Source organism: Paracoccus denitrificans (assembly GCF_900100045.1).
GTDB lineage: Bacteria > Pseudomonadota > Alphaproteobacteria > Rhodobacterales > Rhodobacteraceae > Paracoccus > Paracoccus denitrificans.
In genome coordinates this window covers 129351-143918 of the sequence record NZ_FNEA01000006.1, presented here as the reverse complement: position 1 = coordinate 143918, position 14568 = coordinate 129351, and the positions used below count along the sequence as shown (strand labels likewise).

Annotated in this window: 14 protein-coding genes; 6 read left to right on the top strand and 8 right to left on the bottom strand. The window is 67.5% G+C overall.

From position 1 onward, the window contains the following. Positions 1 to 161 precede the first annotated feature (161 nt). On the top strand, positions 162 to 1523 hold the full coding sequence (locus BLT64_RS06835; RefSeq protein WP_011750218.1) for an aminotransferase: 1362 nt from the start codon (positions 162 to 164) through the stop codon (positions 1521 to 1523). Between the two features lie 18 nt (positions 1524 to 1541). Here BLT64_RS06835 and BLT64_RS06830 read toward each other — a convergent pair whose 3' ends face one another. Continuing rightward, a complete protein-coding gene (locus tag BLT64_RS06830) occupies positions 1542 to 1811 on the bottom strand; it encodes a DUF3572 domain-containing protein (protein ID WP_011750217.1) in 270 nt (89 codons plus the stop codon). Between the two features lie 114 nt (positions 1812 to 1925). On the opposite strand from BLT64_RS06830, the gene BLT64_RS06825 reads away from it, so the two are divergent. The 3 genes from BLT64_RS06825 to BLT64_RS06815 all read left to right on the top strand — a co-directional run bounded on the left by BLT64_RS06825 (position 1926) and on the right by BLT64_RS06815 (position 4560). Beyond that, positions 1926 to 3314, top strand: a complete 1389-nt coding sequence (locus tag BLT64_RS06825; RefSeq protein ID WP_041530437.1) for a diguanylate cyclase domain-containing protein — start codon at positions 1926 to 1928, stop codon at positions 3312 to 3314. 104 nt (positions 3315 to 3418) lie between these two features. After that, positions 3419 to 3838, top strand: a complete 420-nt coding sequence (locus tag BLT64_RS06820) for a DUF983 domain-containing protein (RefSeq protein ID WP_011750215.1) — start codon at positions 3419 to 3421, stop codon at positions 3836 to 3838. Positions 3839 to 3840: 2 nt separating this feature from the next. After that, positions 3841 to 4560: an NUDIX hydrolase gene (locus tag BLT64_RS06815; protein ID WP_011750214.1), complete on the top strand. Its 720-nt coding sequence runs from the start codon at positions 3841 to 3843 to the stop codon at positions 4558 to 4560. Positions 4561 to 4594: 34 nt separating this feature from the next. Here the strand turns inward: BLT64_RS06815 and BLT64_RS06810 are convergent, their stop codons facing one another. The 7 genes from BLT64_RS06810 to BLT64_RS06780 form a co-directional block, all read right to left on the bottom strand. Next, positions 4595 to 5365 (bottom strand): enoyl-CoA hydratase-related protein, encoded by a 771-nt coding sequence (locus BLT64_RS06810; RefSeq protein WP_011750213.1) that lies wholly within the window; start codon positions 5363 to 5365, stop codon positions 4595 to 4597. 69 nt (positions 5366 to 5434) lie between these two features. Further along, positions 5435 to 5887 carry a cytochrome c-type biogenesis protein gene (locus BLT64_RS06805; protein WP_011750212.1) on the bottom strand — a complete coding sequence of 151 codons (453 nt, stop codon included), beginning with the start codon at positions 5885 to 5887 and terminating at the stop codon, positions 5435 to 5437. 3 nt (positions 5888 to 5890) lie between these two features. After that, the gene (locus BLT64_RS06800; protein WP_011750211.1) at positions 5891 to 7852 is read right to left on the bottom strand and encodes a heme lyase CcmF/NrfE family subunit; all 1962 of its coding nucleotides are present in this window, start codon (positions 7850 to 7852) and stop codon (positions 5891 to 5893) included. 88 nt (positions 7853 to 7940) lie between these two features. Further along, positions 7941 to 8471, bottom strand: coding sequence for a holin family protein (locus BLT64_RS06795; protein ID WP_011750210.1), 531 nt, complete (start codon positions 8469 to 8471; stop codon positions 7941 to 7943). After that, positions 8462 to 9073, bottom strand: coding sequence for a holin-associated N-acetylmuramidase (locus BLT64_RS06790; protein WP_011750209.1), 612 nt, complete (start codon positions 9071 to 9073; stop codon positions 8462 to 8464). Before BLT64_RS06790 ends, BLT64_RS06795 begins: the two co-directional genes overlap by 10 nt. A 75-nt stretch (positions 9074 to 9148) precedes the next feature. Beyond that, positions 9149 to 9592 carry a cytochrome c maturation protein CcmE gene (ccmE, locus tag BLT64_RS06785; RefSeq protein ID WP_011750208.1) on the bottom strand — a complete coding sequence of 148 codons (444 nt, stop codon included), beginning with the start codon at positions 9590 to 9592 and terminating at the stop codon, positions 9149 to 9151. Positions 9593 to 9610: 18 nt separating this feature from the next. Then, positions 9611 to 10423, bottom strand: a complete 813-nt coding sequence (locus BLT64_RS06780; RefSeq protein ID WP_011750207.1) for a glutamate racemase — start codon at positions 10421 to 10423, stop codon at positions 9611 to 9613. 504 nt (positions 10424 to 10927) lie between these two features. On the opposite strand from BLT64_RS06780, the gene BLT64_RS06775 reads away from it, so the two are divergent. Continuing rightward, a complete protein-coding gene (locus BLT64_RS06775) occupies positions 10928 to 11848 on the top strand; it encodes a LysR family transcriptional regulator (protein ID WP_041530436.1) in 921 nt (306 codons plus the stop codon). Positions 11849 to 12153: 305 nt separating this feature from the next. Beyond that, complete coding sequence (gene purL, locus BLT64_RS06770) at positions 12154 to 14325, top strand: phosphoribosylformylglycinamidine synthase subunit PurL (RefSeq protein ID WP_011750205.1); 2172 nt, start codon at positions 12154 to 12156, stop codon at positions 14323 to 14325. Positions 14326 to 14568: the final 243 nt, after the last annotated feature.

The window sequence follows — 14568 nt, the reverse complement described above, 5'->3', positions numbered from 1 at the left end:
ACGAACCCTGCCGTCCCGTTCCGGCATTTCCACCGCCGCGCCCGGCAATTCGCCGATGCGCCGCCCCGCGGCCCGGCACTTGGCCAAAGCCGCTGCGGCCCCCATTGAACCGCCCCCGGCGCCCGGCTAGCCTTTCGGCAAAGCAGATGGAGGCTGACGACATGAACCAACCGCAAAGCTGGGAAGCCCGGGCCGAGACCTATTCGCTCTACGGTTTCACCGACATGCCCTCGGTCCATCAGCGGGGCACGGTCGTCGTGACCCATGGCGAGGGGCCCTATATCGTCGATGTCCATGGCCGCCGCTATCTGGATGCCAATTCGGGCCTGTGGAACATGGTCGCGGGCTTCGACCACAAGGGCCTGATCGAGGCCGCCAAGGCGCAATACGACCGCTTTCCCGGCTATCACGCCTTTTTCGGCCGCATGTCCGACCAGACCGTGATGCTGTCGGAAAAGCTGGTCGAGGTCTCGCCATTCGACAACGGCCGGGTCTTCTATACCAATTCCGGCTCCGAGGCGAACGACACCATGGTCAAGATGCTGTGGTTCCTGCATGCCGCCGAGGGCAAGCCGCAAAAGCGCAAGATCCTGACGCGCTGGAACGCCTATCACGGCGTGACCGCGGTTTCGGCCTCGATGACCGGCAAGCCCTACAACTCGGTCTTCGGCCTGCCGCTGCCCGGCTTCATCCACCTGACCTGCCCGCATTACTGGCGCTATGGCGAGGAAGGCGAGACCGAGGCGCAATTCGTCGCCCGCCTGGCACGCGAGCTTGAGGATACCATCACCCGCGAGGGCGCCGACACCATCGCCGGCTTCTTCGCCGAGCCGGTGATGGGCGCGGGGGGGGTGATCCCGCCGGCGAAGGGTTATTTCCAGGCCATCCTGCCGATCTTGCGCAAGTATGACATCCCGATGATCTCGGACGAGGTGATCTGCGGCTTCGGGCGCACCGGCAACACCTGGGGCTGCCTGACCTACGACTTCATGCCCGATGCGATCATCTCGTCCAAGAACCTGACTGCGGGCTTCTTCCCGATGGGCGCCGTCATCCTCGGGCCCGACCTCGCCAAGCGGGTCGAGGCCGCGGTCGAGGCGATCGAGGAGTTCCCGCACGGCTTCACCGCCTCGGGCCATCCGGTCGGCTGCGCCATCGCGCTGAAGGCCATCGACGTGGTGATGAACGAGGGGCTGGCCGAGAATGTCCGCCGCCTCGCACCCCGCTTCGAGGCGGGGCTGAAGCGCATCGCCGACCGCCCGAACATCGGCGAATACCGCGGCATCGGCTTCATGTGGGCGCTGGAGGCGGTCAAGGACAAGCCGACCAAGACCCCCTTCGACGCCAATCTTTCGGTCAGCGAGCGCATCGCCAATACCTGCACCGATCTGGGGCTGATCTGCCGGCCGCTGGGCCAGTCCATCGTGCTGTGCCCGCCCTTCATCCTGACCGAGGCGCAGATGGACGAGATGTTCGAAAAGCTGGAAAAGGCGCTCGACAAGGTCTTTGCCGAGGTGGCCTGACGCGATCCGGGCGGCCCCCTACCAGGGGTCGCCCCCACCCAGAACGGCGCGGGCCATCTGCACCCGCTGCGGCGCGATCTGCGCGGCCTGCGCGAAATCCAGCACGCGCTGGTCGAGCTCCAGCAGGAAATCCAGCACGAAGACCGCGAATTCCGGCCGCCCCGCCATGGCGCGCAAGCCGGCCACGTCGCTGCCCGATTGCGCCAGCAGCGCCCCCACCAGTTCCGCATCCCCGGCGATATGGGCAAAGCCCGCATCGGCAATGTCGCGTGCCTCGTTCGGTGTCATCCGCGTCTCGCTCTTGTGAAGGCCGGGGCGATTTTCTTCGCGGCCGGAAAGGATTTGTTAACCATTGCCGCGCAAGATGCGACTCCGGGCTCCGGGTGTAAAGCAGGCGTGATCATGGCTGGGCGCATTCTTGTCGTTGACGGCTTGCCGACGAATCGCATCACGATGAAGGTGCGGCTGGCTTCGGCCTGCTACGAGGTCTCGACCGCCAGTTCGGGGGCCGAGGCGCTGCGCTTGGCGCGGCTGATCCACCCGCAGATCGTGCTGATCGGTGCCAACCTGCCCGACATGGACGGCCCTGCCCTTTGCAACGCAATGCGCGCCCTGCCCTGCGCGGCCGACCTGCCGGTGCTGGTCCAGGCCAGCGGTGCGAATCGCGTCTCGGCGCTGAGGGCGGGGGCGACCGCGTTGATCGACGCCCGCTGCGACGAGTTGACGCTGCTTGCGCGCATCCGCGGGTTGATGCGGCACGAAACCGGCGGGCTTGAGCATCCGGCACCCGGCATGGCCGAGGCGGCGGCAGGCTTTGCCGCAGAAAGCCGCCCCCACGCGGTCTTCGTCGCCGACCGTCCGGCCACCGCGTTGGGCTGGCGGCATGCCTTGCAGGACCGGGTGGATTTCGCCATCTCGGTGCGCGAGCCCGAGCATGCGCTGGCCGAGGCTGCCTCGGCCCGGGTGGCGGATCTTTATCTGATCGCCGCCGATATCCAGCTGCCGGGCGACGGGTTGCGGCTGCTCTCCGAATTGCGCGCCCGCCCGCGCTCGCGCGAGGCGGCGGTCGTCATCGCCCTGCGCCCCGGGCGGGGCGAGATGATGCCGGTGGCGCTGGACCTCGGTGCCGGGGACGTGCTGCCTTGGGATCTGGCCCGCCCGGATGCCGCTCCCGAAACGGCGATGCGACTGCAAGCCCAGCTTGCCCGCAAGCATGAGGCCGACCGGCGCCGGCACGAGACGCAGCGCAACATGCGCTGGGCGATGACCGACCCCCTGACCGGGCTGCACAATCGCCGCTTTGCCTTGCCGCGCCTTGCCGAGCTCGCTGCCGAGGCGCAGGAGCGGCAGGGCGTCCTGGCGGTCATGTTGATGGACCTGGACCATTTCAAGCAGGTGAACGACATCCACGGCCATCCCGCCGGCGATGCCGTGCTGGCCGGGATAGCCGCACGGCTGGCCGCGACCCTGCCCGAAGGCGCCCTGCTCGCCCGCATCGGCGGCGAGGAGTTCCTGGCCGTGCTGCCCGATTGCCCGGCCCGCGCCGCCCGCCGCGTGGCCGAGAACCTGCGCCATGCGGTGATGGCCGCACCCATCCCCCTGCCGCAGGGCTGCACGGCTGCCGAGCTATGCGTCACCATTTCGGTCGGGGTGGCCCAGGGCCACGGGGGCCCGCACCTGCCGCCGGTCGACCCCGAGGCGCTGCTGGCCAGCGCCGACCGCGCGCTGCTCAATGCCAAGTCCTCGGGGCGCAACCGAATCGTCATGGCCTCGACGGTGATCGCGGCATGAATTGCCGCTGCGTCCCTTTGTCGCGGCCGCCCCGGACCCAAGCCGCGCTTTTCTTTGCAGGCCGCTTGCACTAGATAGAAGCGGAACAGGAAAGGAACGCGCTCATGCCCCATGCCTATTCAGACGGGATGCTGCCCGAACGTCCGCTCAAGCCGGCCATGCTGCGCGGTGCCCTTGGGCGCTGCCCGTCCTGCGGCCAGGGGCGGCTGTTCCAGGGCTATCTCTCGGTCAGCCCGGCCTGCCCGCATTGCGGCGAGGAACTGCACCATCAGCGCGCCGACGACGGTCCGGCCTACCTGACCATCCTGCTGGTCTCGCATCTGGGCGCGCCGCTCTTGCTGGCCATCTTCATGATGTATCGCCCGTCGGCCATGTCCATGCTGATCGGCTTCGGCCTTGGCGCGGTGGTGCTGTCGTTGCTGCTCTTGCCGCGGATCAAGGGCGGTATGGTCGGCTTCCAATGGGCGCGGCGCATGCACGGTTTCGGTGCCGGACCCGCCGTGATCGAGGCCGCCGCGTCGTGACCATGACGATCGAAGCCACCCCCGGGGGACGCGGCGGCGCCGAGCAGCCGATCCGCGATGCCGCCACCATCATCGTGCTGGACCGCAATGCCCATGACGGGCCGTCGGTGCTGATGGGGCAAAGGGGCGCTTCGGCTGTGTTCATGCCCTCGAAATACGTCTTTCCCGGCGGTGCGGTGGATGCCGCCGATGCGCAAGCGCGGCTGGCCGGCGACCTGCCGCCCCGCAGCGCGGCCCTGCTGGCGGCTGAACCGCGCATCGACTCGCAGGTGACGCCGCTGGCGCTGGCTGCCGCCGCCCTGCGCGAACTGGCCGAGGAGACCGGCCTGCTGACCGGCCCCCCTGGCCCCGCGCCCGAGGGCTGGGACCATTACGCCGGCGCCGGGTTGGCGCCCGATCCCTCGGCGCTGATCTACATGTTCCGCGCCATCACCCCGCCCGGCCGGCCGCGCCGTTTCGATGCGCGTTTCCTGCTTCTGGATGCCGAGCGGCTGCATGGCGACCGCAACGATTTCAGCGCCGCCTGCGACGAGCTTTCGCATCTGCATTGGGTGCCGCTGACCGAGGCGCGGGCGCTGGACCTGCCCTTCATCACCGAGGTGGCGCTGGCCGAAGTGGCAAGCCTGCTGGCGGCGGCCGGGGACGGGCCGCTGGCGCTGCCGCAATCCGTGCCTTTCTTCGACAACCGGCTGGCGACCCCACGCTTCCTGCGCATCGGCTAGGCCAGAGCGGCGCGGCCGATCACGGCGCGCCGGATCAGCGTCCCTTGAACCGGGGCGCGCGCTTTTCCAGGAAGGCCGCGACACCTTCGGCGAAATCCTCGGTCCGGGCCATCTCGCCTTGCAGCCGGGCCTCCAGCCGCAATTGCCCGGCCATGTCGTTGTTGCCCGAGGCGCGCAAAGCCTGCCGGATCGCCAGGAAAGCCGCCGTCGGCCCCTCGGCCAGGGCCTTGGCCCGCGCGGCCACGACGGTCTCGAACTCCGCGTCCGGCACCGCCTCCCAGATCAGCCCCCATTCCGCCGCCCGGGTCGCGGGGATGCGGTCGGCGAACAGCATCATCCCCATGGCACGCGGCACGCCGACCGAACGCGGCACGATGAACGTCCCCCCCGCATCCGGGATCAGCCCGATCCGGCTGAAAGCCTGCACGAAGCTGGCGCTTTCCGTAGCGATGACCACATCGGCGGCCAGCGCCAGATTGGCCCCCGCCCCGGCCGCGATGCCGTTCACCGCGGCGATCACAGGCACCGGCGCCTCGGCGATGGCGGCCAGCATCGGCTCGTATTCCTCGCGCAGGATGGTTTCGACGTCGAACCCGCCGCCGGCATCGGTCAGATCCTGGCCCGAACAGAAGCCGCGCCCGTTGCCGGTCAGCACCACGCAGCGCGTCTCCTGCGGCAAGTTCGTCAGTGCCGCGACGATCTCGGCGCGCATGGTGCGATTGAGCGCGTTGACCACGTCGGGCCGGTTCAGAGCCAGCCTTGCGATGCCGTCCCGATGCGTGACTTCGATGGTCTGAAAGCTCATCCCTGCCTCTTCCCCTGCTTTCGGCCATCCTGCCGGGGTGCTGCGGGACAGGAAAGCCCCGACCCTGCGTCAGTCGCGCAAGATCCTTTCCAGCCTGGCCTTTTCCTCGTCGCTGAGCTTGGCCGGCCCCTCTTCGGCCAGGTTGCGCGAGCGGACGAAGCGCCAGCCCACCAGCAGCGCCAGCAACGCCATGACCGGCCCGGCCAGGTAGAGCAGCCAGTTCGCGCCGCGCGCCGGGGGCTCGAACAGGACATATTCGCCGAAACGGTCGGCGATGGCCTGCACCGCCTCGGTATCGCTGTCGCCGGCAACCAGGCGTTCGCGCAGGTAGAGCCGCAGGTCGCGGCTGATCGCCGCATTCGATTCGTCGATGGTCTCGCCCTGGCAGACCGGGCAGCGCAGGGTCTTGGAAATCTCGCGCGCCCGCGCCTCCAGCGCCGGATCGGACAGCACCTCGTCGGGCTGGACGGCGAAGGCGGGCAGCGCAAGCAGCAGCGACAGGCAAAGGATCAGCGCGCGCATGGGCTACTCCGCCGGCTGGGGTGCGGTGCGGGCATGGCGGGCGCCGGCGGCGACGCGATAGCGCCGGTCCGACAGGCTGATGAAGCCGCCAAGCGCCATCAGCGCCGAGCCCAGCCAGATCCAGCTGGCGAAGGGCTTGATATAGACGCGCACCGCCCAGCCGCCGCCCTGCTGTTCGTCGCCGATGACCAGGTAGAGGTCGCGGAACGGGCCGCTCTGGATCGCCGCCTCGGTCGTGGGCATGGATTGCACCGGATAGACCCGCTTTTCGGGATGCAGCAGCGCAACCTGCTGCCCGTTGCGATCCACCGTCATCGCGGCCGTGATCGAGTTGTAGTTCGGGCCGGGGCGCTCTTCCACGCTTTCCAGGGTGATGTCGTAGCCGGCGACGGTGAAGGTCTCGCCGATGCGGGCCACGCGGATGTCCTCGACCTGCCAGGCCATCAGCAGGCTGATGCCGATGAAGGTGACGCCCAGCCCGGCATGGGCCACGGCCTTGCCCCAATCAGCGCGCGGCAGCCGGCGCAGGCGGGACAGGCCGGAGTTGCCGGTGCGCAGCCACAGGTCCACGACCGCGCCCGCAACCAGCCAGGCACCCAGCCCGGCGCCGATCACCGCCAGCGCCGAATGGCCGGTCGAGACGGCAAAGACCAGCGCCATCACCGCCCCGGCAAAGACCAGCGCGCCGCGCAGCGGATACAGCACGCGTTTGAGCTTGCCGCGCTTCCACGGCAGGATCGCGCCCACGGGCAGGATGATCGCCAGCGCCACCATGAAGGGCGTGAAGGCCTGCTCGAAGAAGGGGGCGCCCACCGACAGCCTGCGGTCCCACAGCATCTCGGCCACCAGGGGCCAGACGGTGCCGATGAAGACCACGAAGGTCGAGACCGCCAGCAGGATGTTGTTGAGCACCAGCGCCCCCTCGCGCGAGACTGGGGTGAAGGCGCCTCGCGCCTGCATCGAGGCGGCGCGGAAGGTGTAAAGCAGCAGCGCGCCGCCGACGAAGAACGCCAGGATCGCCAGGATGAACACCCCGCGCTTGGGGTCGCTGGCAAAGCTGTGGACCGAGGTGATGACCCCCGAGCGCACGATGAAGGTGCCGATCAGCGAAAAGCCGAAAGCCATGATCGCCAGCAGGATGGTCCAGCTTTTCAGCACCTCGCGCTTTTCCACCACGATGGCGGAATGCAGGAGCGCGGCGGCGATCAGCCAGGGCATGAAGCTGGCGTTTTCCACCGGATCCCAGAACCAGAAGCCGCCCCAGCCCAGCTCGTAATAGGCCCACCACGAACCCAGCGCGATGCCGATGGTCAGGAAGACCCAGGCCGCCAGCGTCCATGGCCTGACCCAGCGCGCCCAGGCGGCGTCGACCCGCCCCTCGATCAGCGCGGCCACGGCAAAGCTGAAGGCCATGCTGAGCCCGACATAGCCGAGGTAGAGGAAGGGCGGATGGAAGGCGAGGCCCGGGTCCTGCAAGAGCGGGTTCAGGTCGCGCCCGTCGAAAGGCGGGCTCGCCATGCGCAGGAAGGGGTTCGAGGTGAACAGGATGAAGCCCAGGAACGCCGCGCCGATCGAGCCCTGCACCGCCAGAACCCGCGCCCGCAGCTTGGGCGGCAGGTTCGCGTCGAATATCGCCGCCATCGCGCCGAACAGCGCCACGATCAGCACCCAGAGCAGCATCGAGCCCTCGTGGTTGCCCCAGACGCCGCTGATCTTGTAGATCATCGGCTTGGCGGTATGCGAGTTCTGGTAGACCAGCGCGACCGAGAAGTCCGAGGTCACGAAGGCCATGGTCAGCGCGACGAAGGAAATGCCGACCAGCCCGAATTGCGCCAGCGCGGCGGGGCGCGCGGAGTCGATCCAGCCGCCCCAGCCCTTGCCGGCGCCGATCATCGGCACGATCATCTGGAAGATGGCCACGGCAAAGGCAAGGATCAGTGCGAAATGGCCAAGTTCAGCGATCATGGGCTCCCTCCGGGTGGCTGCCCCGCAGGATAACCGCGGCGCGGGCGGCAAGCCAGCCCCCCGCGCCTGCCAGATTGTCACAGCATTGCTAGCGCGCAGCCTTTGCCGCAGCCCAATCCCGCAAGGCGGCGTTGTCCTCGAAGGGTTCTGCCGTCATCGGCGCGAAGGGTGCCGCTTGCCCGGGATCCGCTTCCGCGATCCGCGAGGGGCCGGGTGGAATGGGTCGGCGGCGAAAGTAATGCGCCTCGCGCGCGCCGAAATAAAAGCTGATGATGGCGCCCAGCAGCCACCAGAGCGGCTCGGGCACGAGGTCCAGGTTCTGCATCCGCAACCCGAAGCCCTCGGGGTCGGCCATGGCATAGGCGAACAGCCCCACCGTCCCCAACGTCATCAGCGGACGCGGCAGGCGGTTCAGCCCGTTCATCATGCCGTCGAACCAGCCGCATGGCCGGGCGGCGAACTCGCTGGAAAGCTGGGCGATGGCGCGGGCATGGGCCTCTTCGTCCAGTTCCATGCGCCGCGTCGCGTTCTCGCGCAACAGCTCGGCCATGCCGGTCGCGGCATGGGCGACGGTGGTGACGGCGGCGCCGGCACCCAGAAAGCGGTCCATCAGCCCCATTTCGCCACCCTTGCCCGGTGCTCGGCCAACGTGAGGTGATATCTGGCCGAGATGAACTCCTCGGCCCGCAGGATCCAGCCGCCCTTGCCCCCCGATTGCGTGCGGGCGTATTTGCGGCTGGCCGGCCGCGCATCGCCCAGCGAATAATCGTAGTTGCGCCGTGCGATCCCGTAGGCGTCGGCGAAATAGCCCGGTGCCGCCGCGTCGGCCTGCTGCGCCGCCAGGATGGTGCGCGGCCCGACCAGGCCGTCGTCGGCCGCGGCAAAGCCCATCCGCGTCACCAGCCGTTGCAGGATCTTCACCGCATTGCTGCCGGCATTGACATACATGTCGAATACCGACGCCTGCACCGAGGCGGGCAGTTCCGCCAGGCGCGGCCGGCGAAAGTAATGCTCGACGAAGATGCGCTCGGCGTCGGCGCGGGTCAGCGCCCTGACATCCGCAACATCGACGCGCCCGTCGCCGGTCTTGTCGATGCCCAGCCGCTGCAAGGTCGCCAGCGTCACGCCGTAATTCGTCGCCCCGCCCGGGTCGTCGGGGTCGTTGACGTAGCCCCCCTCACGCGCGACGATCTCGGCCGCGATCTGCGTCACTGTCTTCATTCCAGCCCCCAATCCTGAAGCGGACCGAGGCTGGAGAAATCCGGTTAACCGGCCGTTAACCGGGCGTGCGTTGCGTCAGGAATTCGGCTCCTGATAGACGCCCTGCTCCTTGAGCGAATCCATGACCTCGCGCGGCATGTAATTCTCGTCGTGCTTGGCCAGGATCTCGGAGGCAACGAAGGTTTCGCCCTCCATCCGCCCGGTGCCGATCATGCCCTGGCCCTCGGAGAAAAGGTCGGGCAGCACGCCGGTAAAGCGCACCGGGACGGTGGCGCCGCCGTCGGTCACGCGAAAAGTCACCGTCTCGCTGGCGCCGCGCACCAGGCTGCCATCCTCGACCAGCCCGCCAAGGCGAAAGACCTCGCCGGCCTCGGGCGGGTTCTCGGCCATCTGGCTGGGCGAGCGATACAGGTTGATGCCGTCGCGAAATCCATAGCCGATCAGCCCGACGGCCAGGACAAGGGCCACGGCAGCGGCGACGAGGATCTGGATACGGCGCTTTTTCTTCAAAGACTTCATGGTGCAAGCTTTCCTGCTTCAGGCGCTTTCGAACCTGATCGGATGGCGGAGGAATTGAGTGGCCTTGCCCGAGACCCGCTCAGGATCGCCGGTGGTCAGGAAGCGCGAGACATTGCCCGCGCCCAGCATTTCGGGATGGCGCCCAAGATAGTCCTCAAGGCTTTCCGCCACGAGGTTGGGCTGGGAATAGACCGTGACCTGCGGCCCCAGCGCCTTCTGGAAGGCGGCCTGCACCAGCGGGTAATGGGTGCAGCCCAGGATCGCCGCTTCGGGATGCGGCATGCGGCGCAGCAGCGCCTCGACATGGGATGTCACCAGCGCCTCGGCCAGGATCTCGTCGCCCATCTCGATGGCATCGACGACGCCGCCGCAAGGCTGGGCCTCGACATCGACGCCGATGGCGCGAAAGGCCAGTTCCCGCTGGAAGGCGCGGCTGGCGACGGTCGCGGGCGTGGCGAACAGCGCCACATGCTTTACTGCCACCTCGCGCGGCGGCGAATTGTCGCCCCAGCGCCGTTCGGTCAGCGCCTCGATCATTGGCACGAAGACCCCCAGAACGCGCTTGTCCTTGGGCAGCCAGGTTTCCTGCATGCGCTTGAGCGCGGCGGCCGAGGCGGTGTTGCAGGCCAGGATCACCAGATCGCAACCCTCGGCCCAAAGCCGCTCGACCCCGGCGCAGGTCAGATCGAAGATGTCGTCGGCGTCGCGCACGCCGTAGGGGGTATGGGCATTGTCGCCCAGATAGACCAGGGGCAGGTCGGGCATGCGCGCGGCGATCGCAGACAGAACCGTCAGTCCGCCCAGACCCGAATCGAATACGCCCACCGCCATGACTTGCCTCCTGCTCGCGACAGGTCTTTTTAGGATGCACCGGACCGGAACGCCATGATTTATGTCACCTGGCCAGACGTGGATCGGACGCGTTGCAGCGACAGGGGGCGCGGGCCCGCATGGGACGGGTTTCCCGGGGATTCCTGCCTGATCAGGGCATGGCCGCGTTCCGGCGCGGTCGTGATCGGTGCGGCTTGCGGCAGAAGGTCGCGTGACGGCCGCGTTCGGTGCCCGAGCGTATCCGGCGCCTGCTCGTCACGGCATCGGCCGCGCCTGCGCGCCGCTCAAAACCGCGTGATGCCCTGCCCTGCCGAATCGGCCCGCAAGGTCGGATTCCTGCATCCTTGTTCAGCCTGCGTTCACCCGATGCCCGCTCGGTGGGCGTTGTAGGTAAGCCATACTGACGGATAAAGGAATTCGTGGCGCTTTGCAGGCTTGTTCCGCTAACCTTCTGTGATAAGGGTTGCACGGATTGCATGGCTGATGCCGCAAGAAAGCACTGTTATGGATTGGGATAAGTTAAGAATATTTCACGCCGTCGCCGACGCGGGCAGCCTGACCCACGCGGGCGATGTTTTGCACCTGTCCCAGTCCGCCGTCAGCCGCCAGATCCGCGCGCTGGAGGATTCGCTGGGCACCACCCTTTTTCACCGCCATGCCCGCGGGCTGATCCTGACCGAGCAGGGCGAGTTGCTGTTCGAGGCAACCTCGTCCATGGTCCGCAAGCTCGACACGACCGCTGCCCGCATCCGCGACAGCGAGGAAAGCGTCTTCGGCGAGCTCAAGGTAACCACGACCACCGGCTTCGGCACCATGTGGCTGGTGCCGCGGCTGGCCAAGCTTTACGACCGCTATCCGGACCTCAAGATCGACCTGATGCTGGAAGAGCGCGTGCTGGACCTGCCCATGCGCGAGGCCGATGTCGCCATCCGCATGAAAGAGCCGAACCAGCAGGACCTGATCCGTCGCCGGTTGCTCAACATCCGCATGCGGCTTTACGCAACGCCGGAATATCTGGCCAAGGCCGGCATGCCGCAGACGCTCGAGGATCTGGGGCCGCACCGGCTGATCTGCCAGAACCCGCAGACACCGCAGGTCAGTTCGGGTGCCGTGCTGTCGCAGATGCTGCTGGGGCGCAACATCAGTTCGACCCTGATGGTGAACAATTATTTCGGCGTGCTGCAAGGCGTGCTGAACCATGTCGGGATCGGCGTGCTGCCGGATTACCTGTCGGCGGATTTCCCCAGCCTGACCCGCGTCCTGCCCGATATTCAGTCGGGCGAGGTGCCGGTCTTCCTGGCCTTCCCAGAGGAATTGCGCGCCTCGCGCCGCGTTGCCGCATTCCGCGATTTCGTGCTCGAGGAAATCCAGTCGCTGCGCCGCCAGCAGACCGAGGAACAGGTTACCGACCCCTCCGCTAAGTGAGCGCCAAACGGGCAGATGCCGCCGGCCTCTGCCCGAGGCATTCGCACAACGCATATCGGCCATGTGCTGCAACGCGGAAATGGTCCTTGAACCGTTCGCCGACTGCACATATTTCCAGTCTCGAAGGCGATGGTTTGAGGAAACTCTCATCACCTTCACCTCCCTGTTGGACTTGAGCCGGGCTTCGTGCCCGGCTTTTTTTTACCCATTGCGGCCCGGGTTTTCCCCTCCGCCGCGCGCGGCCTCTTTCCTAACCCTTCGCCGCCGCTTAAAAGGCCGCAAATCCGGGGAAAAGGGCGCCAGACATGAACGAACCGCAGATCACCGAGGAACTGATCGCCGCGCACGGGCTCAAGCCCGACGAATACCAGCGCATCCTCGAGATCATCGGGCGCGAGCCGAGCTTTACCGAACTCGGCATCTTTTCGGCCATGTGGAACGAGCACTGCTCCTACAAGTCGTCCAAGAAATGGCTGCGCACCCTGCCGACCACGGGCCCGCAGGTGATCTGCGGCCCGGGCGAGAATGCGGGCGTCGTCGACATCGGCGACGGCCAGGCCGTGGTCTTCAAGATGGAAAGCCACAACCACCCCAGCTATATCGAGCCGCACCAGGGCGCCGCGACCGGCGTCGGCGGCATCCTGCGCGATGTCTTTACCATGGGCGCCCGCCCCATCGCCGCCATGGATGCGCTGTCCTTCGGCCGGCCCGAGCATCCCAAGACCGCGCATCTGGTCAAGGGCGTGGTCGAGGGGATCGGCGCCTATGGCAATGCCTTCGGCGTGCCGAACGTGGGCGGCGAGGTGCGCTTTCATCGCAGCTATGACGGCAACTGCCTGGTGAACGCCTTTGCGGCGGGTCTCGCGGACAGCGACAAGATCTTCTATTCCGCCGCCTCGGGCGTCGGCATGCCGGTGGTCTATCTGGGCGCCAAGACCGGCCGCGACGGTGTCGGCGGCGCCACCATGGCCTCGGCCGAGTTCGACGACACCATCGAGGAAAAGCGCCCCACCGTGCAGGTCGGCGACCCTTTTACCGAGAAATGCCTGTTGGAAGCCTGCCTGGAACTGATGCAGACGGATTCCGTCATCTCGATCCAGGACATGGGTGCGGCCGGCCTGACCTGCTCGGCGGTCGAGATGGGCGACAAGGGTGGCTTGGGCATCAAGCTGGTGCTGGACGCCGTGCCGCAGCGCGAAACCAACATGACCGCCTATGAGATGATGCTTTCCGAGTCGCAGGAACGCATGCTCATGGTGCTGAAGCCCGAAAAAGAGGCCGAGGCGCGGGCGATCTTCGAGAAATGGGATCTGGACTTCGCCATCGTCGGCGAGACCATCGCCGAGGACCGTTTCCTGATCGTCCACGGCAACGAGGTCAAGGCCGACCTGCCGCTGTCCAAGCTCAGCTCCAGCGCGCCGGAATACGACCGCCCGTGGACCCCGACGCCGGCCGCGGCCGAGATGCCCGCCCTGCCCGCCATCGCCCCCATCGCGGCGCTGAAATCGCTGATCGGCAGCCCGAACCATGCCCATAAGGGCTGGGTCTGGGAGCAATACGACACCCAGGTCGGCGCCGACACCGTCCGCCGCCCCGGCCTTGGTGCCGGCGTGGTGCGCGTGCATGGCACCCAAAAGGCACTGGCCTTCACCAGCGACGTGACCCCCCGCTATGTCAAGGCGAACCCCTATGAGGGCGGCAAGCAGGCGGTGGCCGAGGCCTATCGCAACCTGACCGCCTGCGGCGCCCTGCCGCTGGCCACCACGGACAACCTGAACTTCGGCAACCCGGAAAAGCCCGAGATCATGGGCCAGCTGGTCGGCGCCATCAAGGGCATCGGCGAGGCTTGCGCGGCGCTGGATTTCCCCATCGTCTCGGGCAACGTCTCGCTTTACAACGAGACCGACGGCAAAGGCATCCTGCCCACCCCCACCATCGGCGGCGTCGGGCTGATCGCCGATCTGGACGATCTGATCGCGGGCCTGCCGGCCGAGGGCGATCTTGCGCTGGTCATCGGCGAAACCCGCGGCCATCTGGGCCAGTCGGCGCTGGTCGCCGAGGCTTTCGGCATCGAGGCGGGCGATGCGCCGCATGTCGACTTGACCGCCGAGCGTCGCAACGGCGAGTTCCTGCGCGCGCATGGCAAGCTGGTCTCAGTCGCAACCGACCTGTCGGATGGCGGGCTGGCGCTTGCCGCCTTCGAACTGGCCGAGGCGGCGGGACTGGGCGTCACGCTGGACAGCGCCGAGATCGCCCAGCTTTTCGGCGAGGACCAGGCGCGCTATCTGGTGGCCTGCTCCGAGGAGAATGCCGCGCAACTGGTCGAGGCGGCCCAGGCGGCGGGCGTGCCGCTGGCGCGCGTGGGCCGGTTTGGCGGCGAAGCGGTGGCGTTTGGCGGCGATGCCGCACCGCTGGCCGAATTGTCGCAGCTTTATCGCAGCGCCTTCGAGAAAAGCCTGAATCTGGAACTGGCCTGAGCCTTTTCTGAATCTTTACGCACCCGGCATTCGCACCCGCGAGTGCCGGGTTTTCCATGCTCCGAAAGCCAGCGCGAAAACCCGTCGGTGACGCCGCGTCACGGATGATCCCGCCATTCCGCTCTGCCGCGGCCGTTCCCACATGAGGCCGCATGGGCCGGTGCCCGGTTCAGTCACCCGAAGGCTGCGGGAGAACCTTCGCAGCCGAACCCAAGCCCCGCTCCTGCCATGAGCGGGGCTTCA